This window comes from Streptomyces sp. bgisy159 (genome assembly GCF_965341775.1).
In the GTDB taxonomy this organism is placed as follows: domain Bacteria; phylum Actinomycetota; class Actinomycetes; order Streptomycetales; family Streptomycetaceae; genus Streptomyces.
The window spans coordinates 28,511-51,975 of the sequence record NZ_CBDQZH010000036.1; the positions used below are offsets into that span (position 1 = coordinate 28,511).

A 23,465-nucleotide genomic window follows, 5' to 3' on the forward strand; every position below is an offset into this window, starting at 1 on the left:
GCACCCCGGCGCGCACATCCGAACCCCGTGAAGCTTCGTACGAGAGGACCCCGACCCATGGCCGATGCCCCCACCGGCAAGGTGACCTTCGTCGGTGCCGGCCCCGGCGCCGCCGATCTGCTGACGTTCCGTGCCGCGCGCGCCATCGCCGAGGCCGATGTGGTGATCTGGGCGGCGAGCCTGGTGCAGGCGGAGGTGCTGGAGCACGCGCGGGAGGACGCCCGGGTCCTCGACTCGGCGACGATGTCGCTGGAGGACGTGGTGGCCGTGTACGAGCGGGCCGCGCGCGAGGGGCTGCGGGTGGCGCGGATCCACTCCGGGGACCCGGCGCTGTGGGGCGGCACGCAGGAGCAGCTCGACCGGTGCCGGGAGATCGGGATCGCGACCGAGGTGGTGCCGGGGGTTTCGTCGTTCTCGGCGGTGGCCGCGCTGGCGCAGCGGGAGTTGACGATCCCGGAGGTGGCGCAGTCGGTGGTGCTGACCCGGCTGGGCGGCGGCAAGACGCCGATGCCGCCCGGTGAGGAGGTGCGGGAGTTCGCCCGGCACGGGACGACGATGGCGGTGTTCCTGTCGGCGGCGCGCAGCGGGCAGCTGGTGCGGGAGCTGCTGGAGGGCGGCTACCCGACGGACACGCCGGTGGTCGTGGCGTACCAGGCGACCTGGCCGGAGGAGCTGGTCGTGCGGTGCACGATCGGGACGCTGGAGGAGACGGTGAAGGAGCACAGGCTCTGGAAGCACACCCTCTTCCTGGTGGGTCCGGCGCTGGACGCGCACGGCACCCGCTCGCACCTGTACCACCCGGGGCACTTCCACGGGTACCGCAAAGCGGACCCCGAGGCCCGTAAGGCGCTGCGCGCGCGGGGTGCCGGGACGTGATCACGGTGGTGGGCGCGGGGACCGGGGCACCGGTCGCGCCGGAGGTCCTCGCGCGGGCGGAGCTGGTCGTCGGGGGGCGGCGGCACCTGGACGCCGTGCGGCTGCCGGAGTCGGCGGAGCGGATCGTGCTGGGGCCGCTGGCGCCGGCGCTGGACGCGGTCGCGGAGTACGACGCGAAGGACCGGCGGGTGGTGGTGCTGGCGTCGGGCGACCCGGGGTTCTTCGGGGTGGTGCGGGCGCTGGCCGAGCGGTGCGGCGCGGACCGGCTCGATGTGCGGCCCGGGGTGTCATCGGTGGCCGCGGCCTTCGCCAGGCTGGGGCTGACCTGGGACGACGCGGTGGTGGTGAGTGCGCACGGGCGGGCGCCGCGGACCGCGGTGAACGTGTGCCGGGCGTATCCGAAGGTGGCCGTGCTGACCGGGCCCGGTGCGGGTCCGGCCGAGCTGGGGGCGGCGCTGGCGGGGTACGACCGGGTGCTGGTGGTGGCGTCGGCGCTGGGCGATCCGGAGCGGGAGCGGGTGGAGCGGGTGACGCCCGCCGAGGCGGCGGCCCGGGACTGGGGTGCGGCGGTCAGTGTGGTGCTCTGTCTCGACGCGTCCCGGGCGGCCGGTCCGGTGCGGACGGTGGCGGGGCCGGCGCTGCCGCCGCCCGGCTGGGCGCTGGCGGAGGCGGAGTTCGCGCACCGCGACTCGATGATCACCAAGTTCGAGGTGCGGGCGCTGGCGCTGGCGCGGCTCGGGCCGCGGCCGGGCGATCTGGTGTGGGACGTCGGATCGGGGTCCGGTTCGGTGGCGGTGGAGTGCGCGCGGCTGGGTGCCGCCGTGTCGGCGGTGGAGAAGTCCGCCGACGGGGTGGCGCGGATCCGCGGCAACGCCGGCGCCCACGGTGTCGACGTGCACGTGGTGCACGGGGCGGCGCCGCGGGCGCTGGCCGGTCTGGACGATCCGGACGCGGTGTTCGTCGGGGGCGGCGGGCGTGAGCTGGCGGACATCGTCGGAACGTGCGCCCGCCGGGCCCGGCGCTCGGTGGTGGTGGCCGTGGCCGCGCTGGACCGGGTGGCGGCGGCGCGGGACGCGCTGGCCGACGCCGGGTTCGGCTGCGAGGGCGTGCTGCTGCAGTCGTCGCGGCTCGCGCCGCTGCCGGGGGACGTGACCCGGCTGGCGGCGACCAATCCCGTTTTCCTGCTGTGGGGCGTCAGAACCCCGGCACCTAGTGAAGGAGTTGCCCTGTGATCGGCCTGATTTCCGCCACCGCGGCGGGGGAGGCGGCGCGGGACCGGCTGGCCGCGGCCTGGCCGGAGCGGACGCGGGTGTACGACGGGCCCGTGGCCGACGCGGTACGGCGGGCGTTCGGGGAGTGCGAGCAGCTGGTGTGCTTCCTGGCCACCGGGGCGGTGGTACGGCTGGTCGCCCCGCTGCTGGCGGACAAGGCGTCCGACCCCGGCGTGGTGTGCGTCGACGAGGCGGCGCGGTTCGCCGTGCCGCTGCTCGGCGGGCACGGCGGCGGCGCCAACGCGCTCGCCGGTGAGGTGGGCGAGGTACTGGGCGCACGGCCGGTGGTGACCACGGCCACGGACGCGGTCGGCCTGCCCGGTCTGGACACCCTCGGGCTGCCGTACGAGGGCGATGTCGCCGGGGTGACGCGGGCGCTGCTGGACGGTGAGCCGGTCGCGCTGAACGCCGAGGTGGCGTGGCCGCTGCCCCCGCTGCCGTTCACGGGCCGGGGGGACCGCAGGGTGCGGGTGACCGACCGCGCGGGTGAACCGGCCGACGGGGAGGTGCTGTTGCGTCCGCCCACGCTGGTCGTCGGTGTCGGCGCGTCCCGGGGTGCGCCCGTGGCGGAGGTGCTCGACCTGATCGAGGGGACGCTGCGGGAGGCCGGGCTGTCGCCGCGCAGCGTCGCCGAACTCGCCACCGTCGACGCCAAGTCGGAGGAGCCCGGGATCGTCGGGGCCGCCGCGCGGCTCGGGGTGCCCGTGGTGACGTACCCGGCCGAGGAGCTGGCGGCGGTGGAGGTGCCGAACCCTTCCGCGGCGCCGCTCGCGGCGGTGGGCACGCCGTCCGTGGCGGAGGCGGCGGCGCTGGCCGGCGGGGGCGAACTCCTCGTGCCCAAGCGGAAGTCGGCGGCGCGGCCCGCCATGGCCACCTGCGCGGTGGTACGGCGTCCGGGGCGCGGGCGGCTCGCGGTGGTCGGGCTGGGGCCGGGCGCCCGGGACCTGCTGACCCCGCGTGCGAAGGCCGAGCTGCGGCGGGCGTCCGTGCTGGTCGGGCTCGACCAGTACGTCGACCAGATCCGTGATCTGCTGCGGCCGGGCACCCGGATCCTGGAGTCCGGGCTCGGGGCCGAGGAGGAGCGGGCCCGCACGGCCGTGGCGGAGGCCCGCGAGGGGCGGGCCGTGGCGCTGATCGGGAGCGGTGACGCGGGCGTGTACGCGATGGCGTCGCCGGCGCTCGCCGAGGCGTCGGACGACATCGACGTGGTGGGGGTGCCCGGGGTGACGGCCGCGCTGGCCGCCGGAGCGATCCTCGGGGCGCCGCTGGGCCACGACCACGTGTCGATCAGCCTGTCCGACCTGCACACGCCGTGGGAGGTCATCGAGCGGCGGGTGCGGGCGGCGGCCGAGGCGGACCTCGTGGTCACCTTCTACAACCCGCGCTCGCGGGGCCGCGACTGGCAGCTCCCCAAGGCGCTGGCGATCCTCGCCGGGCACCGGGCGCCCGCCACGCCGGTCGGTGTGGTGCGCAACGCCTCGCGCGCGGACGAGTCGAGCCGGGTGACGACGCTGGGCGCGCTCGATCCGGCGACCGTCGACATGATGACGGTCGTGACGGTGGGCAACACGGCGACCCGGATCATCGCGGGGCGCATGGTGACACCGCGCGGCTACCGCTGGCAGGAGGACTCGAAATGAACCGTGTCGTCCATCCGATCGAGCAGGAGTCCTACCGCCGGCTGCGGGCCCGCCTGGACACCTCCCGCTTCCCGCCGCTGACCCGGGCGGTGGTGGAGCGGGTCGTCCACTCCGCCGCCGACCTGGAGTACGCCACCGATCTCGTCATGGACGAGGGCGAGTTGGCCAAGGCGCACGCGGCGCTACACGCCGGGGCGCCGGTGGTCGTGGACGTCGGGATGGTGGCCGCCGGGATCACCCGGCGCCAGACCGTCTGCCGGCTCGGGGACGCCGTGGCCGGGCCGGGGCTGACCCGCTCGGCGCACGCGATCCGGCTCGCCCACGAGCAGGTCGGACCCGGTGCCCTCTGGGTGATCGGCAACGCGCCGACCGCGCTGGAGGAGCTGCTGACGCTGGACGCCGCGCCCGCGCTCGTCATCGGCCTGCCCGTCGGTTTCGTCGGCGCGGTCGAGTCCAAGGCCGCGCTGCGCGAGAGCGGGCTGCCCGCCGTGAGCAACGTGTCCGAGAAGGGCGGGTCGGCGGTCGCCGCCGCCGCGCTCAACGCCCTGCTGTACCACCCGATTTCCGCCGAGGAGAACAAGTGACCACGCCGCCCGCCCTGCTCATCGCCGGCCACGGCACCCGGGACGACGCCGGAGCCGAGGCGTTCCGCGCCTTCGTCCAAGAGCTCGGGCGCCGCCACCCCGAGCTGCCCGTCGCGGGCGGCTTCATCGAGCTGTCCCCGCCGCCGCTCGGTGAGGCCGTCACCGACCTGGTGGAGCGCGGGGTGAGGCGGTTCGCCGCAGTACCGCTGATGCTGGTGTCCGCCGGCCACGCCAAGGGGGACATCCCGGCGGCGCTGGCCCGGGAGAAGGAGCGGCACCCGGGGATCTCGTACACCTACGGCCGCCCGCTGGGCCCGCACCCGGCGCTGCTGAGCGTGCTGGAGCGGCGGGTGGAGGAGGTGCTCGGGGAGTGGGAGCGGAGCGAGGTGACCGTGCTGCTGGTGGGGCGCGGCTCCACCGACCCGGACGCCAACGCGGAGGTGCACAAGGCGGCCCGGCTGTTCTGGGAGGGGCGCGGCTACGCGGGCGTGGAGACGGCGTTCGTGTCGCTGGCGGCGCCGGACGTGCCGGGCGGTCTCGACCGGTGCGCCCGGCTGGGTGCCGAGCGGGTCGTCGTACTCCCGTACTTCCTGTTCACCGGCATCCTCCCGGACCGTGTCCGGCGGCAGACCGAGGAGTGGGCGGCGGCGCACCCGGAGGCCGAGGTGCGGTCGGCGGACGTGATCGGGCCGGAGCCGGAGCTGCTGGACCTGGTGATGGAGCGGTACGAGGAGGCCGTCAAGGGCGACCTGCGGATGAACTGCGACTCGTGCGTGTACCGGATCGCGCTGCCCGGCTTCGAGGACAAGGTGGGGATGGCGCAGCAGCCGCACTTCCACCCGGACGACGACGGCCACCACCATCACCACCACGGAGGGCACGCACACTCCCATGCGCACTGAGGGACACGACCTGCGGCACCACGGGGACGCCGAGGTCCGTGACGACGGCTCGGCGCTGGTCGACCTCGCCGTGAACGTCCGCGCCGACACGCCCCCGGTGTGGCTGCGCGAGCACATAGCGGCCTCGCTGGCGGGGCTGGCGGCCTATCCGGACGGGCGGGCGGCGCGGGCGGCGGTCGCGGCGCGGCACGGTCTGCCGGTGGAGCGGGTACTGCTGACGGCGGGGGCGGCGGAGGCGTTCGTGCTGCTGGCGCGGGCGCTGAAGGTGCGCCGGCCGGTGGTGGTGCATCCGCAGTTCACGGAGCCGGAGGCGGCGCTGCGGGACGCCGGGCACACGGTGGACCGGGTGCTGCTGCGGGCGGGCGACGGGTTCCGGCTGGACCCGGAGCGGGTGCCGGGGGACGCGGACCTGGTGGTCGTGGGCAACCCGACCAACCCGACGTCGGTGCTGCACCCGGCGGAGGCGATCGTCCAACTGGCGCGTCCGGGGCGGACGCTGGTGGTCGACGAGGCGTTCATGGACGCGGTGCCCGGTGAGCGGGAGGCGCTGGCCGGGCGGACGGACGTGCCGGGGCTGGTGGTGCTGCGCAGCCTGACCAAGACGTGGGGTCTGGCCGGGCTGCGCGTCGGGTACGTCCTCGCCGCGCCGGAGACCGTCGCGGCTCTGGAGCGGGCCCAGCCGCTGTGGCCGGTGTCCACGCCGGCGCTGGCGGCGGCCGAGGCGTGCGTGTCGCCGCGGGCGCTCGCGGAGGCGGCGCACGCGGCGCACCGGATCGCCGCGGACCGGGCCCATCTCGTCGCCGGGCTCGGTGGGTTCGCCGGGGACGGGGTGCGGGTCGCGGGCCCGGCGGAGGCCCCGTTCGTGCTGGTGCGGGTGGTGCACGCGGCGGCGGTCCGGCGGCGGCTGCGGGAGCTGGGCTTCGCGGTGCGGCGCGGGGACACGTTCCCCGGGCTCGACGAGGAGTGGCTGCGGCTGGCCGTGCGGGACCGGGCGACGGTGGACCGGTTCCTGCCGGCCTTCGGCCGGGCGCTGGCCGTCACGACCGGCTGACCCCGGCGGCGCCGGGCACGGCCGCCGAGCGGGAGCACCGGGCGCACCGGGCGGGAGCACCCGGCGGTGCTCCTACCCGCCCGCCTCCGTACCGGGCGTCCTGTCGGCGACCCAGTTGCGGTGCGCCGCGCTGCCCGCCCGGCCCGGGGACGGCTTCAGGATCGGCTTGCCCTGGCTGCTGCCGCTCAGGAACGCCTCGGCGGGCACGTACGGGGTTCCGTCGACCCGGAAGCGGAGCGAGCCGTCCGCGTGCGCCGTCACGCCGCCGCCCCGCCGGGCCCGCCACCCCGCAGGCCCGATCCGCCCCGCAAGCCCCGTCAGCCTCGTCCCCGGCGGCCCAGCAGGACCGCGGCCCCTCCCGCCACCAGCAGGGCCAGCGCGCCGCCCGCGATGTAGGGGGTCAGGGAACTGCCGCCCGTCTCGGCGAGGTCGGCCTCGACGCTCCCCGCCGGTGCGCCCTGGGGCTCGACGCCACCGGAGCCGGCCGGGGTGGCAGAGGACTGCGGGGCCGCGGGGGTCTCGCAGGTGGCGCGGGCCAGGGTGACGGTGCCCTCGACCCGGGCCACGTTCAGGTTCAGCGGGTCGATGCTGAGGGAGAGTTCGAGGGCGGTCGCGGCGGCCGTGCGGGAGGTGGTCTCGCGGCGGGCCAGGTCGAGGCGGACCTCGCCCACGCCGGGCACCTTGACGACCGTGGGGCCGCCGGCGGTGACGGTGGTGCGCTTGCCGAGGACGGTGACCGAGCCGGGCAGCGTGGCGGAGGCGAGCGGCCGCCGCCCGGTCGCGCAGACCGCCTTGGCGGTGACCGCGTCGACCTCGATGACGGACAGCAGCGGCAGGCCGGGGACGTGCAGCCGGGCGCGGGTGAGCCGGGTGGACGCCTCGGCCCGGTCCCCGTCGGCCGTGGCCTCGGCCTCGGCGACCTCCGCGCGCAGCACCTCGAACGGACGGCCGCCGTCGACCCCGTCGAGGGTGGCGGTCAGCGCGGTCCTCCTGGCGTCGGCCGGTGCCCGGACCTCGTCGAGGGTGACCGCGAGGGGCACCTCGACGGTCTTGTTCAGCAGCGACACGTCGAGACCGGTGCGCAGGACGACGGCGCTCGCGCGGCCCTCGCCGGAGGTCGCGTGGGCCGCGCCCGGGGTGGCCAGGACCGCGGGACCGGCGGCCAGGGCGGTGGCCGTGGCGACGGTCGCGAGGCGGCGTGCGGGCGTGCGGAAGGTGGTGCCGTTCACGGTGTGGGACCCCCTGGGGGAGACAGGCTCGGGACCCGGCAAGACTGACCGCGCCGGACCCGTACCGTCAGCGATCCGCCACCACTTCACCCCATCGGGGACTTTCCGCCCATTCATTCGAATCCCCCGGCACAGGCGTTCCCGCGCCGCCCCGTACGGGTGCCACCGCACCCGGCGCGAAGCGCCCCGCGGGCGCCCCGTCCGCGCGCTAGGCGACGACCCGCCCGCGCAGCACCACGCGGCGCGGCGCCGACAGCACGCGCACGTCGGCGCGCGGATCGGTCTCGTAGACCACGAGGTCCGCCGGCGCGCCCTCGTCGAGGCCGGGACGGCCGAGCCAGGCGCGGGCCGCCCAGGTGGTGGCCGCGAGGGCGTCGACGGCGGGGAGGCCGGCGGTGACCAGCTCGGCGACCTCGGCGGCGACCAGGCCGTGCGGCAGGCTGCCGCCCGCGTCGGTGCCGACGAACACCGGGATGCCGGCGTCGTAGGCGGAGCGCACGGTGTCGTAGCGGCGGGCGTGGAGCCGGCGCATGTGGTCCGACCAGCGCGGGAACTTGCTCTCGCCGCCCTTGGCGAGCTGCGGGAAGGTGGCGATGTTGACCAGGGTGGGGACGATCGCCACGCCACGTGAGGCGAACAGGGGGATCAGGTCCTCGGTGAGGCCGGTGGCGTGTTCGACGCAGTCGATGCCGGACTCCACCAGGTCCTTCAGGGAGTCCTCCGCGAAGCAGTGCGCGGTGACGCGGGCGCCGAGGCGGTGGGCCTCGGCGATGGCCGCCTCGACCGCCGCGCGCGGCCAGGTGGGGGCGAGGTCGCCGAGGTCGCGGTCGATCCAGTCGCCGACCAGCTTGACCCAGCCGTCGCCGCGCCGGGCCTCCTGGGCGACGTAGGCGACGAGGTCCTCGGGCTCGATCTCGTGCGCGTAGCCGCGGATGTAGCGGCGGGTGCGGGCGATGTGCCGGCCGGCCCGGATGATCCTCGGCAGGTCCTCGCGGTCGTCGACCCAGCGGGTGTCGGACGGCGAGCCCGCGTCGCGCAGCAGGAGGGCGCCGGCGTCCCGGTCGGTGAGTGCCTGCTTCTCGGCGGTGCCGGCGTCGACCGGGCCGTGCGCGCCGAGGCCGACGTGGCAGTGGGCGTCGACCAGTCCGGGCAGCGCCCAGCCGGCGACGGTGCGGACGTCGCGGGCGCCGGTGGGGCGGTCGTAGGAGATCCGCCCGTCGACGACCCACAGCTCGTCCCGGATGTCCTCGGGTCCGGCCAGGATCCGGCCCTTCACGTGCAGCACGGCGCGTTCACTCATGGAGCGAACCTTAGTCAGCCGTTTCGCCGGCCCGGCCGGTGGTCTCGTCCTCCACGTCCGCCATCGCCGGGTCGAGGAGGCGGGAGAGGAAGTGGCGGGTTCGTTCGTGCCGGGGGGCACCGATGACCCGGGCGGGGTCGCCGTCCTCGACGATCACTCCGCCGTCCATGAAGACGACGCGGTCGGCGACCTCTCGGGCGAAGGTCATCTCGTGGGTGACGACCATCATGGTCATGCCCTCGTCGGCGAGCATGCGCATGACGGCGAGGACGTCGCCGACCAGTTCCGGGTCGAGCGCGGAGGTCGGCTCGTCGAAGAGCATCACCTCGGGGCCCATCGCGAGGGCCCGGGCGATGGCGACGCGCTGCTGCTGGCCGCCGGAGAGGGAGGACGGGTAGGCGTCGGCCTTCTCGGCGAGGCCGACCCGGCGCAGGTTCTCGGCGGCCACCTTCGCCGCGCTCGCCTTGTCCCGCCCGAGGACGCGGCGCTGCGGGAGGGTGAGGTTCTCGGTCACCGTCAGGTGCGGGAAGAGGTTGAACTGCTGGAAGACCATGCCGATGCGGCGGCGCGCGGCGTCGATGTCGACGTCGGGGTCGGTGAGTTCGGTGCCGCCGACGACGACCCGGCCCTCGCTGGGCTCCTCCAGCAGGTTGACGCAGCGCAGCAGCGTGGACTTGCCGGAGCCGGAGGGCCCGATGACGCAGACGACCTCGCCCTGGCGGATCTCCAGGTCGATGCCGCGCAGCACGTGGTTGGCGCCGAAGGACTTGTGCAGCCCGTGGACCTGGATCTCGGGCCGGGCGCCGGTGTCGGGTGCGGTCACTTGACGGCCTCCTGGGCCTTGGCCTCCATGCGGCGCACGACGAAGCCGAGCGGGATCGTGATCAGCAGGTAGCACAGGCCGGCGACGAGGATCGGTGTGGAGTTGGCGGTCGTGCTGGCCAGGTCGCGGCCGTACTTGGACAGTTCGCGCTCCTCCAGGGTGACGCCGAGGAAGAGCACCAGCGAGGAGTCCTTGAAGAGCAGGACGAGTTCGTTGGTCAGCGGCGGCAGGATGATGCGGAAGGCCTGCGGGAGGATGATCGAGACCATGGCGCGGGCCGGTGAGAAGCCGAGCGAGCGGGCCGCCTCCATCTGCCCCTTGGGGACGGCCTGGATGCCGGCGCGGATCGTCTCGGCCATGTAGGCGGCGGCGACCAGGCCGAGCGCGAGGGCGACCTTGCCGTAGGTGCCGCCGACGATCTGGGTGCCGGGGAAGGCCAGCGGGACGGCGACGCCGATGAAGATGAAGATCAGCAGGGCGGGCAGGCCGCGGAAGATCTCGATGTAGATCCCGGCGAGCCAGCGGTAGGGGCCGACCGGGGACAGCCGCATCAGGGCGACGACCATGCCGAGGGCGAGGCCGACGGCGAAGCCGGTCACCGTGTACAGGACGGTGTTCTTCAGCGCGAGGGTGATGACGTCGGGGAACATCTGCCGCGCGATGTCCTGCTGCGCGAACTGGTTCCGCAGCCGGCCCCAGTCGGCGAGCAGCGCGAAGGCGGCGACGCCGGCGACGAAGACGGCGTACTGGACACCGCGGGAGACCCGGCGCTTCTGGCGCCGGGTCAGACCCTTCCTCTTCGGCCGGGCTGCGGCGAGCTCGGCGTCCGGGCGGGTCACGAGGCGGACGGGGAGGCGGCCGACCGGTCGTACGGGCCGATCCACCGCTCGTAGAGCTTCTGGTACGTGCCGTCGGCCTTGGCGCCGGCGAGGGCCTTGTCGATGGCCTCGCGGAGCTTGTCGTTGCCCTTCTTGACGGTGAAGCCGTACTGCTCGCCGGTGTTGATCTGCTCGGCGACCTCGAAGGCGGTGGCGTTCGCCGTGTCCTTCAGCCAGCCCTGGACGACCGGGTAGTCGATGACGACGGCCTGCACCTGGCCGGTGCGCAGGCCGTTGAGGACGGCGTCGGAGGACTCGAAGGAGACCGGGTCGAGGCCCTTGCTCCGGGCGTAGTCCTCGCCGGTGGTCTGGGCCTGGGCACCGACCTTCTTGCCCTTGAGGCCGGCGAAGGAGGTGATGCCGCTCTTCTTGTCGACCAGGACGGCCTGGGTGGCCTCGAAGTACGGGTCGGAGAAGTCGACGTTCTTCTTGCGCTCCTCGGTGATGGTCATGCCGGCGGCGGCGAGGTCGCACTGGCCGGAGTTGAGGAACGCGCCGGTCTTGAAGTTCTCGAACGGGGTGTCGACGATCTTCTGCTCGACGCCGAGGTCCTCGGCGACCAGGTCGATCAGCGCGACGTCGAAGCCCTGGACCTTGCCGTCGACCTCCGACTGGAAGGGCGGGTAGGGCAGGTGGGTGCAGGTGGTCAGCTGACCGGCCTTGACCAGCTCGACCCCGCCGGCCGCGGTCTTGGAGCCGCTGCCGCCGCCGTCGCTCGACGTGCAGCCGGCCAGGAGGACCAGGCCGGCCGTCGCGGCGAGGGCGGCCAGGGTGCGGGCGCGGCGCCCGAGGAGCGTGTTCATGGGGACCTTCCCTAGGGGGCTGAGCGTTCCGATTATAAGGAAGAGTTTGGGTATCTCAAACCAAACCGATGGCCAGAGACCCACCCGACCTAAGAAGTAGAGACCCAGCCGACCTGAGAAGTGTGGAGCCGCGGGGAGCTCCCGGGCCCGGCCGCGCCGGGCCCGGGGGCGTCCACGGGAGGCCCTACGCTCGATGGACCGCCGCTCGTACGCGTGAGGAGAGCCCCGCCGTGACCCACCCCTTCCTGGACCCGGCCCCGCTGGACGCCGCCCGCTTCGCCTCGATCGAGGACCGGGTGGCCCGGCTGCTCGGCACCCGGCAGGACGTGCTGATCACCCAGGGGGAGGCGCTGCTGCCGCTGGAGGGGGCGATCCGCGCGGCCGCCGGGCCGGGCACGACCGCGCTGAACGTGATCACCGGCCCCTACGGGCAGACGTTCGGCCACTGGCTGCGCGACTGCGGCGCCACCGTGATCGACCTCGCGGTGCCCTTCCACACGGCGGTGAAGGCCGCGCAGGTCCGGCAGGCGTTCGCCGAGCACCCGGAGATCGACTTCGTGTCACTGGTGCACGCGGAGGCGGCGACCGGCAACACCAACCCGGCGGCGGAGATCGGCTCGGTCGCACGGGAGCACGGTGCGCTGCTCTACCTGGACGCGGTGGCGTCGGTGGGGGCCGAGCCGGTGGAGCCGGACGCGTGGGGCGTGGACCTGTGCGTGATCGGGGCACAGAAGGCGCTGGGCGGCCCGGCAGGGGTGTCGGCGGTCTCGGTGAGCGAGCGGGCCTGGGCGCGGATGGCGGCGAATCCGCACGCCCCGCGCCGCTCCTATCTGTCGCTGCTGGACTGGAAGGAGCGCTGGATCGACCGGGGGCGCGCGGTGCTGCCGCACGCGCCGGCGCAGTGGGAGATGCTGGCGCTGGAGGCGTGCCTGGAGCGCGTCGAGCGGGCGGGCCTGGCCGCGGTGACGGCCCGGCACGCGTCCGCCGCGGCGGCCACCCGGGCGGGCGCGGTGGCGCTGGGTGGCGGGCTGGAGCCGTACGTGCGCGAGGCGGCGGAGGCGGCGCCGGTGGCCACCACGCTGCGCGCCCCGGCCGGGGCGCCGGCCGCGGAGCTGGTGGCCCGGGCGCTGGCGGCGGATCCCGCGCTGCCGGTGGCCGCCGGGGGCGGGGCGCTCGCGGAGGAGATGGTCCGGGTCAACCACTACGGTCCGGACGCCACCCCGGGGGCGGTGCGCGCCGCGCTGACGGCGCTGGGCGCAGCCCTGGCGGAACGGGGGCGGGACGTCGATGTGCCGGGGGCGCTGCGGGCCGCCGAGAACGCTTGGCGGTAATTAATCCTCCGCCTATAATTCGATGCAATTCCGTAATTATTCAGGCGGGTAGCTCCCCGTTTTCTTCTGCCCGCTTTCGCCGAGGCTAAACACTAAGATTTGAGGAACGCGGATCGACGCGTTCCGGACGCATCCCATGGTTGTTTCAACTATGTGACGCGTTCCACATTGCGTCCGCTTCGCACCTTTTGTCCCGTGCATATCGGGATATCGCCGCCGTCCGCGCACTCCCCCACGCACGCGTGATAACACAGACCGGCCCAGCATGTAAGAGCACGTGGCCGTGCAATTCAGAATTTCTCTCGGTAAATTCAATTCGCATGACTGCCGCACAAGCAGACCTGCGCATTGACCGTCCGTCGGTGACGGACGGAGCCGACCTGTGGCGCATCGCCAAGGAATCCGGAAAGCTCGACCTGAACTCTTCGTACAGCTATCTGCTGTGGTGCCGGGACTTCGCCGGCACCTCTGCGGTGGCCCGCGAGGAGGACGGCGGGCGGCCCGTCGGCTTCGTCACCGGGTTCCTTCGGCCGGACGCCCCGCGCACCCTGCTCGTCTGGCAGGTGGCCGTCGACGCCGCGCAACGCGGCCGGGGACTGGCCGGTGCCCTGCTGGACGGGCTGGTCGCACGGCTCGCCGCCGAGCGGGGCATCGACTCGGTGGAGACCACCATCACGCCCGGCAACACCGCCTCCGAGCGGCTGTTCACCTCCTTCGCCGCCCGCCACGGCGCGCTGGTCACCCGCGAGGTCCTGTTCGGCACCGAACTGTTCCCGGACGGACCGCACGACCCCGAAGTCCTGTATCGCATCGGCCCGTTGACCCCCCAGTCGCATTGAGGAGCGATTTCGTCGTGACCATCACCCAGCCCGATCTGAGCGTCTTCGAGACCCTGGAGTCCGAGGTGCGCAGCTACTGCCGCGGCTGGCCCGCCGTCTTCGACCGCGCCCAGGGCAGCCGGATGTACGACGAGGACGGACACGCCTACCTCGACTTCTTCGCCGGCGCCGGCTCCCTCAACTACGGCCACAACAACCCCGTGCTGAAACGGGCGCTGATCGACTACCTGTCCCGGGACGGCGTCACCCACGGCCTGGACATGTCCACCACCGCCAAACGGTCCTTCCTGCAGACCTTCCAGGACCTGGTGCTGCGCCCGCGTGACCTGCCCTACAAGGTCATGTTCCCCGGCCCGACGGGCACCAACGCCGTGGAGTCCGCGCTCAAGCTGGCCCGCAAGGCGAAGGGCCGGGAGGCGATCGTCTCCTTCACCAACGCCTTCCACGGCATGTCGCTGGGCTCCCTCGCCGTCACCGGCAACGCCTTCAAGCGGGCCGGCGCCGGCATCCCGCTGGTGCACGGCACCCCGATGCCGTTCGACAACTACCTCGACGGCCAGGTGCCGGACTTCCTGTGGTTCGAGCGGCTGCTGGAGGACCAGGGCTCCGGTCTGAACAAGCCGGCCGCGGTGATCGTGGAGACCGTGCAGGGCGAGGGCGGCATCAACGTCGCCCGGCCCGAATGGCTGCGCGCGCTCAAGGAACTGTGCGAGCGGCAGGACATGCTGCTGATCGTCGACGACATCCAGATGGGATGCGGACGCACCGGGGCCTTCTTCTCCTTCGAGGAGGCCGGCATCGTCCCCGACATCGTGACCGTCTCCAAGTCCATCAGCGGCTACGGCCTGCCGATGTCGCTGTGCCTGTTCAAGCCCGAGCTGGACCTGTGGGAGCCGGGCGAGCACAACGGCACCTTCCGCGGCAACAACCCCGCGTTCGTCACCGCCACCGCCGCGCTGGAGACGTACTGGGCCGACGGCTCGGCGATGGAGAAGCAGACCCGGGAGCGCGGCGAGCAGGTCGAGCAGGCGCTCATCGCGATCTGCGAGGAGAACCTCGCCGACATCAAGGAGTACCGCGGCCGCGGGCTGGTGTGGGGCCTGGAGTTCCACGACAAGGCGCGCGCCGACCGGGTGGCGCGGCGCGCCTTCGACCTGGGCCTGCTCATCGAGACGTCCGGCCCGCAGAGCGAGGTGGTCAAGCTGCTGCCCGCCCTGACCGTCACCGCGGACGAGCTGGACGAGGGCCTGAGCGTTCTCGCCCGGGCCGTCCGTGAGACCGCCTGACACGCCTGAGACCGTCACCACCTAGGAGGCATCGCACCACCGTGATCGTCCGTTCGTTCAAGGACATCGAAGGCACCGACCGGCACGTGAAAGCGGCGTCCGGCACCTGGGAGAGCAAACGCATCGTCCTCGCCAAGGAGAGAGTCGGTTTCTCCCTGCACGAGACGATCCTCTACGCCGGCACCGAGACGTCCATGTGGTACGCCAACCACGTCGAGGCCGTGGTGTGCGTCGAGGGCGAGGCCGAACTCACCGACCACGAGACCGGGACGACGTACTCCATCACTCCCGGCACCATGTACCTCCTCGACGGGCACGAGCGGCACACGCTGCGCGTCAAGGAGGACTTCCGCTGCCTCTGCGTGTTCAACCCGCCGGTCACCGGCCGGGAGGACCACGACGAGAACGGCGTGTACCCGCTGCTCACCGAGCCCGAGGAGGTGTGAGACATCGTGACGACGATGACCGACCTGTACCCCAGCCGTGGCGCCACCGAAGTGTCGGTTCCCCGCCAGGACCCGGTCGTGTGGGGCGCTCCGGACGCGCCCGGGCCGATTACCACGACCGACCTGCAGTCCTACGAGCGTGACGGCTTCCTCGCCATCGACCAGCTCATCACGGACGACGAGGTCGCCGTCTACCGGCGCGAGCTGGAGCGGCTCGTCGCCGACCCGGAGATCCGGGCGAACGAGCGCTCCATCATCGAGCCGAAGTCCAAGGAGATCCGCTCGGTCTTCGAGGTGCACCGGATCAGCGAGGTGTTCGCGAACCTGGTGCGCGACGAGCGGGTCGTCGGGCGGGCCCGGCAGATCCTCGGCTCGGACGTGTACGTCCACCAGTCGCGGATCAACGTCAAGCCCGGGTTCGGTGCCAGTGGCTTCTACTGGCACTCGGACTTCGAGACCTGGCACGCCGAGGACGGCCTGCCGAACATGCGGACGGTGTCCGTCTCGATCGCGCTGACCGAGAACTACGACACCAACGGCGGGCTGATGATCATGCCCGGCTCGCACAGGACGTTCCTGGGCTGCGCCGGTGCCACGCCCGAGGACAATTACAAGAAGTCGCTGCAGATGCAGGACGCGGGCACGCCCTCGGACGAGGCGCTGACGGCGATGGCGAGCCAGTACGGCATCCGGCTGTTCACCGGCCGGGCCGGGTCGGCGACCTGGTTCGACTGCAACGCCATGCACGGCTCCGGCGACAACATCACGCCGTTCCCGCGCAGCAACGTGTTCATCGTGTTCAACAGCGTGGAGAACGCCGCGGTGGAGCCGTTCGCGGCGCCCATCCGCCGCCCGGAGTTCATCGGCGCCCGGGACTTCACGCCCGTGCGGTAGCCGGCGGCGGACCGGCGGGCCGGGGCCTTCCCGTGGGACGGGGGCCCCGGCCCGCCGCCGTCCGTTCAGCCGGAGAGCACGTCCAGCAGGCGGTCCACGTCGGCGGCCGTGTTGTAGAGGTGGAAGGACGCACGCAGGTTGCCCGCCCGGTCGGAGACCTCGATGCCCGCCTCGCTCAGCTCCGGCTGGCGGTGGCCGAGCCCCGGCACGGAGACGATCGCCGAACCCGGCGCCGGCACCGGCTCGTGGCCGAGACCGGCCAGCCCCGCGCGGAACCGGTCGGCGAGGGCCAGGTCGTGGGCGTGCACGGCGGCCACGCCCAGCTCCTCCAGGAGTTCCAGCGAGGTCCGCAGCCCGGCGTGGGCGAACAGCGACGGGGAGAGGTCGAAGCGCCGTGCGGACCGGGCGAGGTCGGTGACCGGGCCGTAGCAGCTGTCCCAGGGGACCTCGCCCGCGACCCAGCCGGCCAGCAGCGGCGTCAGCCCGCCGAAGTCCTCGGGGACGACGAGGAACGCGGCGCCGTGCGGGCCGAGCAGCCACTTGTACGAGACCGAGGCCGTGAAGTCGTGCTCGGCGGCGGAGTCCATCGGCAGCCAGCCGGCCGACTGCGAGTAGTCGACGTAGGTGCGGGCACCGTGGGCGCGGGCCGCCTCGCGCAGGGCGGTCAGATCGGCGTTGCGGCCGTCGGCGGACTGGGTGGCGCTCACCGCGACGAGCGCCGTGCCGGGGCGCACCGACTCGGCGAGCCGCTCCAGCGGGACCGCGCGGACCTTGAGATCGCCGCGGACGTGGAACGGGTTGAGCACGGAGGTGAAGTCGCCCTCCACGGTGAGGACCTCGGCTCCGGACGGCAGCGAGGCGGCGATCAGACCGGTGTGCGCGGCGACCGAGGACCCCAGGGCGACCCGTCCGGCCGGTACCCCGGCCAGCCGGGCGTAGGCGGCCCGGCAGCGCTCCACCTCGTCGTACAGCGGGCCCGCCGGCCGGCCCTCGGCCCGCAGCAGCGCCGCCTCGTGCAGGGCGGCTACGGTGCGGGCCGGCAGCAGGCCGTTGCTCGCGGTGTTCAGGAAGGTGCTCTTCGGGGCGAACTCGGCGCGGACAAGACTCTCGAAGCTCTCCGTGGTCTCCATGGCTCCACTGTGAGCCCCGAGCATCTGTCAGTCCATTGCGATTTTTTGCCCGGATCATCTAAGCAGTGCTTATACGAGCCCGGTGACCTGCGCTTTCGCTCAGTGCTGCGGTACGGCGCAGCCGTCGGCCCCGCAGGCCTGCGCGTCGTCCTGGTCGATCACGGTGAGCGGCGACCGGTCGCCCCACGCCTGGGTGAGGGCCTGGCTGAAGACCTCGGCGGGCTGGGCGCCGGAGACGCCGTAGGCGCGGTCGAGGACGAAGAAGGGCACACCGGTCGCGCCGAGCTGCGCGGCCTCGCGCTCGTCGGCGCGGACCTCGTCGGCGTAGCGTTCCGGGTCGGCGAGCACCGCGCGGGCGGCGTCGGCGTCCAGGCCCGCCTCGGCGGCCAGCTCGACGATCCGCTCGTCGCCCTCGGTGAACAGGGAGCGCTCCTCGGCGAAGTTGGCCCGGTACAGAAGCTGGATCAGCTCGTCCTGACGGCCCTGCTCCTTGGCGAAGCGCAGCAGTCGGTGCAGGTCGAAGGTGTTGCCGTGGTCACGGCCGCGGGTGCGGTAGGCCAGGCCCTCGGCGGCGGCCTGGGCGCCGAGGTTGTCCTCGCCGGCCTGGGCCTGCGCCTCGCTCATGCCGTACTTCCTGCTGAGCATGGTGAGCACGGGCTGGACGTCGTCCTTGGCGCGGCCCGGGTCCAGCTCGAAGGAGCGGTGCACCACCTCGACCCGGTCGCGGTGCGGGAAGGCCGCGAGCGCCTTCTCGAAGCGGGCCTTGCCCACGTAGCACCACGGGCAGGCGATGTCGCTCCAGATCTCGACGCGCATGTCTCGGCTCTCTCCAGCTCGTACGGTGACGGAGACTCCCTCCGCCGAGTGGATGAACGTTCAAGCAGCCGGGGTCATTCCCGGGGCACGGAGAACCGCAGCCCGATGTGGTGCTCGCCACCGCGCGGCGGCGGGCCGGCCCAGCCCATCCGGCTGTAGAAGGCCTGCGCGCCCCGGTTGCCGGCGTGCACGTCGAGCACGGCGGTGTGCCGTCCCTCGGCCCGCCACTGCTCCACGCAGGCCGCGTGCAGGGCCGTACCGATACCGGAGCGCCAGTGGTCGGGGTCGACGTGGAACTGGTACAGCTTGACCGTCTCCGGGCCCGCCCCCTCGGGGGTGCGGAAGGAGGCCAGCGCGGCGAGCCGGCCGTCCTCGACGGCGCACAGCACCTGTCCGTCGGGGCGCCGCAGGGCGGTGCGCCAGGCGGCGGGCCAGTCGATGCCGTCGTCCGGGAGGCCGTCCGGGTAGTACGTCGACCGCGCGCGCCGGTGCAGTGCCGCGAGGGCGTCCGCCTCCGCCACTAGGGCGGTGCGGATCACCCGGACTCCGGTCGCGTGGTCGCCGGCCGCGGGGTCGCCGGCCGCGGGGTCGTTGATCATGCCGTCGAAGACGTGCCGGGCCGGGCACCGGTTCCGGTACCGGTCCCCGTACCGGGTCAGCGGCCGTCGCGCAGGTCGTCCGGCCAGGCGCCGCGGAACTCGATGTGGTCGTAGGTGACCACGCAGCCCTCCCCCATCGGCGACTGCGACAGGAAGCCCACCAGGGCGGCGCCCGTCTCCTTCTCGTCGCCGAGGGTGAACAGCCGGACGAACACCCAGCGCCGGCCGTCCCGGGAGGCGTGGAAGGCGAACGCCCGGCCGGTCCGGCTGACCCGCAGCCACACCGAGCTGCCGTCCACGGTGAAGGAGTTGGCGTCGTCGGAGTGGCCCCGGGTGACCACCGTGCAGACGGTGGGCACATCCGGGGAGTACTCCAGGCACAGCTTGGCCCAGGCCCGGTCGCCGACGTGGACGTAGAGCACACCCGCGTCGAACGAGGCGTTGAAGCCCACGGTGACCCGGGCGATCAGCTGGAAGTCGCCCTCGGGCGCCCCGAGCAGCCGGGGCGCGTCGGATGCGGGGTCCAGCGCCTCACCGGTGGGCGGCACGAACCGGTCCTGGCGCGCCCCGGCCCAGCCGCTGAGCACACCGTCCTCGTAGCTCCAGTGGCCGTCGGGCCCGTACGTACGCAGCGGGAACGGGAGTTCAGGAATCTCGACGTCCATCGCGCCAGTCTCCCAGCTCTTTCCTTCCGTGCGGGCCCGGGGAGTTCAGCGTTCCAGGCGGCCGTTGAAGCGGCGGGGCAGCCCCAGCTCGTTCTCGTCGCGCAGTTCGGCGGGCAGCAGCGCCTGCGGGGCGTTCTGGTAGACGACCGGCCGCAGCCACCGCTCGACGGCCGTGCCGCCGACGGAGGTGGACGTCGACGTGGTCGCCGGGTACGGACCGCCGTGGTGCTGGGCGGGTGCCACGGCCACGCCGGTCGGCCAGCCGTTCACCAGGACCCGGCCGGCCAGCGGCGTCAGCTCGGTCAGGAGTTCCGCGCCCCGCCCCTCGCCGGCCGCCTCCTCCTCGGAGAGCTGCACGGTCGCCGTGAGGTTGCCCGGCAGGCGTGACAGCACGGCCTTGACCTCGGTCTCGTCCTCGTAGCGGACGACGACGGTGACCGGTCCGAAGCACTCCTCCAGCAGCAGGTCGTGCTCGCCCTCCTCGGCCAGCCGGGCGGCCGGCACGGTCAGGAAGCCGGCGCTCACGGTGTGCTCGCCGCCCGCCCCCGGCGTCACCGGCGACTCCACGCCGTCCAGGCCCGCGCGCTCGGCGACACCGGCGACGAAGTTGTCCCGCATGCGGTGGTCGAGGAGGACGCCCGCGTCGGTGTCGCTGACCGCGTCGGTGAGCGACTTGAGCAGGCCGTCGCCGGCCGCGCCGGACGGCACCAGGACCAGGCCGGGCTTGACGCAGAACTGGCCGACGCCGAGGGTCATCGAACCGGCGAGGCCGGTCCCGATGGCCTCGGCCCGCTCGGCGGCGGCGGCCTCGGTGACCACCACCGGGTTGAGCGAGCCCAGCTCGCCGTGGAAGGGGATCGGCACCGGGCGGGCGGCGGCGGCGTCGAACAGCGCCCGGCCGCCCTTGACCGACCCGGTGAAGCCGGCCGCGGCGACCAGCGGGTGCCGGATCAGTTCGAGACCGGCGTCGAAGCCGTGCACCAGCCCGACCACGCCCTCGGGGACGCCGTGCTCGGCGGCGGCCCGCCGCAGCACCTTCGCGACCAGCTCGGACAGCCCCGGATGGTCGGGGTGCGCCTTGACCACGACCGGGCAGCCGGCCGCCAGCGCGCTCGCGGTGTCGCCGCCGGCGACGGAGAAGGCGAAGGGGAAGTTGGACGCCGAGTAGACGGCGACGACGCCGAGCGGCACCTTGTAGCGGCGCAGGTCGGGGACCGGCGGGGTGGCGGTGTCGTCGGGGTGGTCGATGACCACGTCGAGGAAGGCGCCCTCGTCGACGATGTCCGCGAAGGCCCGCAGCTGGTAGCAGGTGCGGGCGAGCTCGCCGGTCAGCCGGACGGGACCGAGCGCGGTCTCGGCGTCGGCGGTCTCCACCAGGCCGTCCCGGGCCGCCTCCAGGGCGTCGGCGGCGGCGCGCAGGAAGGCCGCGCGAACGGTGCGGTCGGCCAGCGGGCCGCGCGCGTCGTGCGCGGCCCGGACGGCGTCGTCCACCTCCTGGGCGGTGGCCTCGACCGCGACCTGTTCCCGCTGCTTCCCGGTTCGGGGGTCGACACTCCAGACTGGTGCTGCTGCCACCGCGGGTTCCCTCCACGTGTATCCGGGTCACCCACCAGGGCCTGTATCTGTTCGATATACTGAACACTGTCCCTGATGGTGAATGTGCTGTTGGAGACTATAACTTCAGCTTCTCGTCGAACGAAGGGGTCACAGGCGATGTCGGCTGGCGAGACGGGGGGCGGTGCGCAGGTCAAGTCCGCGGTACGGACGGTCGAGCTGCTCGAATACTTCGCCGGACGCCCCGGTATGCACTCCCTCGCGGCGGTCCAGGAGGCCGTCGGGTATCCGAAGTCCAGCCTCTACATGCTGCTGCGCACCCTGGTGGAGCTGGGCTGGGTGGAGACCGACGCGACCGGGACGCGGTACGGCATCGGGGTGCGGGCGCTGCTGGTCGGCACCTCCTACATCGACGGCGACGAGGTGGTCGCGGCCGCCCGGCCCACGCTGGACCGGCTCTCCGACGACACCACCGAGACGATCCACCTGGCCCGGCTGGACGGCACCAACGTCGTCTATCTCGCCACCCGCCAGTCCCAGCACTACCTGCGCCCCTTCACCCGGGTCGGCCGCCGGCTGCCCGCCCACTCCACCTCGCTCGGCAAGGCGATCCTCGCCACCTACAGCGACGAGCAGGTGCGCAAGATGCTCCCCGAGACGCTGCCGGCGCTCACCGAGAACACCATCACCGACCGCGAGCAGCTCATCGAGGAGCTGCGCCAGGTCCGCGAGCAGGGCTTCGCCGTCGACCGCGAGGAGAACACCCTCGGTCTGCGCTGCTTCGGCACGGCGATCCCCTACCGCACCCCGGCCCGCGACGCCATCAGCTGCTCGGTTCCGGTGGCACGGCTGACCCCGGCGCACGAGCAGATGGTCAAGGACGCCCTGTTCGACGCCCGCGACCGGCTGACACTGGCGACGCGTAGGCTCTGAGCATGCAGATCACCCTGCGCGAGGTCCACGACAGCGATCTGCCGGTCTTCTACCGGCAGATGAACGACCCCGAGGCGCTGCGGATGGCCGCCTTCACCCCGAAGGACCCCTCCGACCGGGAGGCCTTCGACGCGTACTGGCGCCACAACAGGTCGATCGCACTGGTGCGGACGGTGCTGGCCGACGGCGATGTCGTCGGCAACGCGTCCGTGTACGGCGAACCGGGTGAGCGCGAGGTCGCCTTCTGGGTCGACCGCGCCTACTGGGGGCGCGGTATCGCCACGGCCGCCCTGCGCGCCCTGCTCGCCGAGGTCCCCGAACGCCCGCTGTACGCGCGCGCGGCGGCCGACAACTCCGGCTCCCTGCGGGTGCTGGACAAGTGCGGCTTCCGGGAGACGGCGCGGGCGCACGGCTTCGCGCAGGCGCGCGGCACGGAGATCGAGGAGACGGTGCTCGTCCTGGAGGGCTGAGCCGGCCGCCCCCGGGACGGCCGGAGGCCGAGCCCTTCCCCCGTGCGGCGGGAGACGACCGGAGGACCAGCCCTCCCCCGCGCGGCGGAGAGAAATCACCGGCGGGCAGGAGGCGGCGTGAGCGGGCCGCGCGGGAGTGTGGGGGCATGACGCAGTCACTCGCCCCCCGGCCGGTGGCACCCGCCGCCGCGTCCGACCGGACCCGCCGTTTCCTGCGCGCCGTCGCCGTCGCCGCCTGCGTGCCGTATCTCGGCCTGAAGACCGCGTGGATCGCGGGGAGCCGGATCGGCATCCCGGACGGCAGTCCGCTGCTGGAGCACCGGGCCACGATGGCGGTCGCCAACGGTGTCACCGTGGCCATGGACGCCGCCGTGATCGTGCTGGCGCTGATGTTCACCCGGCCCTGGGGAGTGCGGACACCCGCGTGGCTGCCGGTGTTCCCCGCCTGGGTGGCCACCGGACTGCTCGCCCCGATCATGGCGGGGTACCCGGTGCTCCTGGTCGTCGGGGCGCTCGGCGGGACGACCGCCACGCACGGCGAGGGACGGGAACCGTTCCTGGACCCCTGGGTGTTCGGGGTGGTCTACGGCGCCTTCATCCTGCAGGGGCTCGCCCTGGGCACGCTGTTCACGGGGTACGCCCGGCAACGCTGGGGACACCTGTGGCGGGGCCGGGTGCGGGACCTGCCGCCGGCCGTGTCCGGCCGCGCCCACCGGCGACCGGCCGGGCTCGCCGCCGCCGTCGCCCTGCTCCCCCTGACCGCCCACGTCCTGTGGGCGAGCGGCGGCACGGCCGGCCTCGCCGAGGGCCTGGCCGACGACCGTACGAGCACGTTCCGCACCATGGAGACCGTCTACCTGCTGTTCCTCCTCGCGGCCGTCGCCGGTGCCTGCCTGCCGGTCCTGCGCCGCGCCTCCCTCCTCCCGGTGAAGGTGCCCCTCGCGCTCACCTGGGTCGGCTCCGCGGCCACCACCTGCTGGGCGGGCTGGCTGGTGCTGGCCTCGCTACCGGGCGTCCAGGACGCCGCCGACCGGCCCACGGGGTGGATGGACCTCGTGCACGCGGCCGAGATGGTCACCGGGGTTCTCGTGGCCCGGCTCGGCGTCGGTCTGCTCACCGCGCGGTCGGCGGACCGCGGCCGGTGA

General features: G+C 73.7%; 25 protein-coding genes. 14 read left to right on the forward strand and 11 right to left on the reverse strand.

Features of this window, described 5'->3' with window-relative positions; all coding sequences use genetic code 11:
- Positions 1 to 57: 57 nt before the first annotated feature.
- From cobM to cobC, 6 genes are read left to right on the forward strand one after another with little or no spacing between them, the layout of a single operon-like run.
- Positions 58 to 876 (forward strand): precorrin-4 C(11)-methyltransferase, encoded by an 819-nt coding sequence (cobM, locus tag ACSLTV_RS27435; protein ID WP_432138257.1) that lies wholly within the window; start codon positions 58 to 60, stop codon positions 874 to 876.
- Entirely contained in the window at positions 873 to 2,108 is a 1,236-nt protein-coding gene (cbiE, locus tag ACSLTV_RS27440; RefSeq protein ID WP_432157620.1) for a precorrin-6y C5,15-methyltransferase (decarboxylating) subunit CbiE, read from the forward strand. The genes cobM and cbiE overlap by 4 nt, the downstream gene beginning before the upstream one ends.
- A complete protein-coding gene (cobJ, locus tag ACSLTV_RS27445; RefSeq protein WP_435613058.1) occupies positions 2,105 to 3,787 on the forward strand; it encodes a precorrin-3B C(17)-methyltransferase in 1,683 nt (560 codons plus the stop codon). The genes cbiE and cobJ overlap by 4 nt, the downstream gene beginning before the upstream one ends.
- Positions 3,784 to 4,371 carry a precorrin-8X methylmutase gene (locus ACSLTV_RS27450; protein WP_435613059.1) on the forward strand — a complete coding sequence of 196 codons (588 nt, stop codon included), beginning with the start codon at positions 3,784 to 3,786 and terminating at the stop codon, positions 4,369 to 4,371. The genes cobJ and ACSLTV_RS27450 overlap by 4 nt, the downstream gene beginning before the upstream one ends.
- Positions 4,368 to 5,273, forward strand: coding sequence for a sirohydrochlorin chelatase (locus ACSLTV_RS27455; RefSeq protein ID WP_432157617.1), 906 nt, complete (start codon positions 4,368 to 4,370; stop codon positions 5,271 to 5,273). Before ACSLTV_RS27450 ends, ACSLTV_RS27455 begins: the two co-directional genes overlap by 4 nt.
- Entirely contained in the window at positions 5,263 to 6,324 is a 1,062-nt protein-coding gene (gene cobC, locus ACSLTV_RS27460; RefSeq protein WP_432138262.1) for an Rv2231c family pyridoxal phosphate-dependent protein CobC, read from the forward strand. The genes ACSLTV_RS27455 and cobC overlap by 11 nt, the downstream gene beginning before the upstream one ends.
- Before the next feature lie 72 nt (positions 6,325 to 6,396).
- Here the strand turns inward: cobC and ACSLTV_RS27465 are convergent, their stop codons facing one another.
- The 6 genes from ACSLTV_RS27465 to ACSLTV_RS27490 form a co-directional block, all read right to left on the reverse strand.
- Positions 6,397 to 6,585: a hypothetical protein gene (locus tag ACSLTV_RS27465; RefSeq protein WP_432138263.1), complete on the reverse strand. Its 189-nt coding sequence runs from the start codon at positions 6,583 to 6,585 to the stop codon at positions 6,397 to 6,399.
- Between the two features lie 56 nt (positions 6,586 to 6,641).
- Positions 6,642 to 7,553 (reverse strand): SCO1860 family LAETG-anchored protein, encoded by a 912-nt coding sequence (locus ACSLTV_RS27470; RefSeq protein WP_435613060.1) that lies wholly within the window; start codon positions 7,551 to 7,553, stop codon positions 6,642 to 6,644.
- Between the two features lie 208 nt (positions 7,554 to 7,761).
- Positions 7,762 to 8,853 carry an amidohydrolase family protein gene (locus ACSLTV_RS27475; protein WP_432157616.1) on the reverse strand — a complete coding sequence of 364 codons (1,092 nt, stop codon included), beginning with the start codon at positions 8,851 to 8,853 and terminating at the stop codon, positions 7,762 to 7,764.
- Positions 8,854 to 8,863: 10 nt separating this feature from the next.
- Positions 8,864 to 9,676, reverse strand: coding sequence for an amino acid ABC transporter ATP-binding protein (locus tag ACSLTV_RS27480; RefSeq protein ID WP_432138266.1), 813 nt, complete (start codon positions 9,674 to 9,676; stop codon positions 8,864 to 8,866).
- Positions 9,673 to 10,515 (reverse strand): amino acid ABC transporter permease, encoded by an 843-nt coding sequence (locus ACSLTV_RS27485; protein WP_432138267.1) that lies wholly within the window; start codon positions 10,513 to 10,515, stop codon positions 9,673 to 9,675. Before ACSLTV_RS27485 ends, ACSLTV_RS27480 begins: the two co-directional genes overlap by 4 nt.
- On the reverse strand, positions 10,512 to 11,357 hold the full coding sequence (locus ACSLTV_RS27490) for a transporter substrate-binding domain-containing protein (RefSeq protein ID WP_432138268.1): 846 nt from the start codon (positions 11,355 to 11,357) through the stop codon (positions 10,512 to 10,514). The genes ACSLTV_RS27485 and ACSLTV_RS27490 overlap by 4 nt, the downstream gene beginning before the upstream one ends.
- 230 nt (positions 11,358 to 11,587) lie before the next feature.
- On the opposite strand from ACSLTV_RS27490, the gene ACSLTV_RS27495 reads away from it, so the two are divergent.
- From ACSLTV_RS27495 to thpD, 5 genes are all read left to right on the forward strand, one after another.
- Positions 11,588 to 12,688 (forward strand): pyridoxal-phosphate-dependent aminotransferase family protein, encoded by a 1,101-nt coding sequence (locus ACSLTV_RS27495; RefSeq protein WP_432138269.1) that lies wholly within the window; start codon positions 11,588 to 11,590, stop codon positions 12,686 to 12,688.
- Positions 12,689 to 13,008: 320 nt separating this feature from the next.
- Positions 13,009 to 13,527, forward strand: a complete 519-nt coding sequence (gene ectA, locus ACSLTV_RS27500; protein ID WP_432138270.1) for a diaminobutyrate acetyltransferase — start codon at positions 13,009 to 13,011, stop codon at positions 13,525 to 13,527.
- A gap of 14 nt (positions 13,528 to 13,541) precedes the next feature.
- Complete coding sequence (gene ectB, locus ACSLTV_RS27505; protein ID WP_432138271.1) at positions 13,542 to 14,813, forward strand: diaminobutyrate--2-oxoglutarate transaminase; 1,272 nt, start codon at positions 13,542 to 13,544, stop codon at positions 14,811 to 14,813.
- Between the two features lie 41 nt (positions 14,814 to 14,854).
- On the forward strand, positions 14,855 to 15,259 hold the full coding sequence (locus ACSLTV_RS27510; RefSeq protein WP_432138272.1) for an ectoine synthase: 405 nt from the start codon (positions 14,855 to 14,857) through the stop codon (positions 15,257 to 15,259).
- Between the two features lie 15 nt (positions 15,260 to 15,274).
- Positions 15,275 to 16,153 (forward strand): ectoine hydroxylase, encoded by an 879-nt coding sequence (gene thpD, locus ACSLTV_RS27515; protein ID WP_432138300.1) that lies wholly within the window; start codon positions 15,275 to 15,277, stop codon positions 16,151 to 16,153.
- Positions 16,154 to 16,218: 65 nt separating this feature from the next.
- Here the strand turns inward: thpD and ACSLTV_RS27520 are convergent, their stop codons facing one another.
- From ACSLTV_RS27520 to ACSLTV_RS27540, 5 genes are all read right to left on the reverse strand, one after another.
- Positions 16,219 to 17,283, reverse strand: coding sequence for an aminotransferase class V-fold PLP-dependent enzyme (locus ACSLTV_RS27520; RefSeq protein WP_432138273.1), 1,065 nt, complete (start codon positions 17,281 to 17,283; stop codon positions 16,219 to 16,221).
- A 99-nt stretch (positions 17,284 to 17,382) separates the two neighbouring features.
- Positions 17,383 to 18,099 carry a DsbA family oxidoreductase gene (locus ACSLTV_RS27525; protein WP_435613061.1) on the reverse strand — a complete coding sequence of 239 codons (717 nt, stop codon included), beginning with the start codon at positions 18,097 to 18,099 and terminating at the stop codon, positions 17,383 to 17,385.
- 74 nt (positions 18,100 to 18,173) lie between these two features.
- The gene (locus ACSLTV_RS27530) at positions 18,174 to 18,698 is read right to left on the reverse strand and encodes an N-acetyltransferase family protein (protein ID WP_435613062.1); all 525 of its coding nucleotides are present in this window, start codon (positions 18,696 to 18,698) and stop codon (positions 18,174 to 18,176) included.
- Between the two features lie 56 nt (positions 18,699 to 18,754).
- Positions 18,755 to 19,363, reverse strand: coding sequence for a DUF1349 domain-containing protein (locus ACSLTV_RS27535; protein ID WP_432138276.1), 609 nt, complete (start codon positions 19,361 to 19,363; stop codon positions 18,755 to 18,757).
- Between the two features lie 45 nt (positions 19,364 to 19,408).
- Positions 19,409 to 20,938, reverse strand: a complete 1,530-nt coding sequence (locus ACSLTV_RS27540) for an aldehyde dehydrogenase (NADP(+)) (protein ID WP_432138277.1) — start codon at positions 20,936 to 20,938, stop codon at positions 19,409 to 19,411.
- Between the two features lie 138 nt (positions 20,939 to 21,076).
- Here ACSLTV_RS27540 and ACSLTV_RS27545 point away from each other — a divergent pair, with 138 nt between their 5' ends.
- The 3 genes from ACSLTV_RS27545 to ACSLTV_RS27555 all read left to right on the forward strand — a co-directional run bounded on the left by ACSLTV_RS27545 (position 21,077) and on the right by ACSLTV_RS27555 (position 23,465).
- Positions 21,077 to 21,850, forward strand: coding sequence for an IclR family transcriptional regulator (locus tag ACSLTV_RS27545; RefSeq protein ID WP_432138278.1), 774 nt, complete (start codon positions 21,077 to 21,079; stop codon positions 21,848 to 21,850).
- A gap of 2 nt (positions 21,851 to 21,852) precedes the next feature.
- Positions 21,853 to 22,320 carry a GNAT family N-acetyltransferase gene (locus ACSLTV_RS27550; protein ID WP_432138279.1) on the forward strand — a complete coding sequence of 156 codons (468 nt, stop codon included), beginning with the start codon at positions 21,853 to 21,855 and terminating at the stop codon, positions 22,318 to 22,320.
- Between the two features lie 146 nt (positions 22,321 to 22,466).
- Positions 22,467 to 23,465 (forward strand): hypothetical protein, encoded by a 999-nt coding sequence (locus ACSLTV_RS27555; protein WP_432138280.1) that lies wholly within the window; start codon positions 22,467 to 22,469, stop codon positions 23,463 to 23,465.

Excerpts from the sequence above, each read along its gene's own strand:
- ACSLTV_RS27545 (WP_432138278.1), top strand. The coding sequence starts at position 21,077 with ATGTCGGCTGGCGAGACGGGGGGCGGTGCGCAGGTCAAGTCCGCGGTA.
- thpD (WP_432138300.1), top strand. The coding sequence starts at position 15,275 with ATGACCGACCTGTACCCCAGCCGTGGCGCCACCGAAGTGTCGGTTCCC.
- ectA (WP_432138270.1), top strand. The coding sequence starts at position 13,009 with ATGACTGCCGCACAAGCAGACCTGCGCATTGACCGTCCGTCGGTGACG.
- cobC (WP_432138262.1), top strand. The coding sequence starts at position 5,263 with ATGCGCACTGAGGGACACGACCTGCGGCACCACGGGGACGCCGAGGTC.
- cobM (WP_432138257.1), top strand. The coding sequence starts at position 58 with ATGGCCGATGCCCCCACCGGCAAGGTGACCTTCGTCGGTGCCGGCCCC.
- ACSLTV_RS27450 (WP_435613059.1), top strand. The coding sequence starts at position 3,784 with ATGAACCGTGTCGTCCATCCGATCGAGCAGGAGTCCTACCGCCGGCTG.
- ACSLTV_RS27490 (WP_432138268.1), bottom strand. The coding sequence starts at position 11,357 with ATGAACACGCTCCTCGGGCGCCGCGCCCGCACCCTGGCCGCCCTCGCC.
- ACSLTV_RS27555 (WP_432138280.1), top strand. The coding sequence starts at position 22,467 with ATGACGCAGTCACTCGCCCCCCGGCCGGTGGCACCCGCCGCCGCGTCC.
- ACSLTV_RS27475 (WP_432157616.1), bottom strand. The coding sequence starts at position 8,853 with ATGAGTGAACGCGCCGTGCTGCACGTGAAGGGCCGGATCCTGGCCGGA.
- ACSLTV_RS27525 (WP_435613061.1), bottom strand. The coding sequence starts at position 18,099 with ATGCGCGTCGAGATCTGGAGCGACATCGCCTGCCCGTGGTGCTACGTG.
- ACSLTV_RS27550 (WP_432138279.1), top strand. The coding sequence starts at position 21,853 with ATGCAGATCACCCTGCGCGAGGTCCACGACAGCGATCTGCCGGTCTTC.
- ACSLTV_RS27535 (WP_432138276.1), bottom strand. The coding sequence starts at position 19,363 with ATGGACGTCGAGATTCCTGAACTCCCGTTCCCGCTGCGTACGTACGGG.
- ACSLTV_RS27520 (WP_432138273.1), bottom strand. The coding sequence starts at position 17,283 with ATGGAGACCACGGAGAGCTTCGAGAGTCTTGTCCGCGCCGAGTTCGCC.
- ACSLTV_RS27530 (WP_435613062.1), bottom strand. The coding sequence starts at position 18,698 with ATGATCAACGACCCCGCGGCCGGCGACCCCGCGGCCGGCGACCACGCG.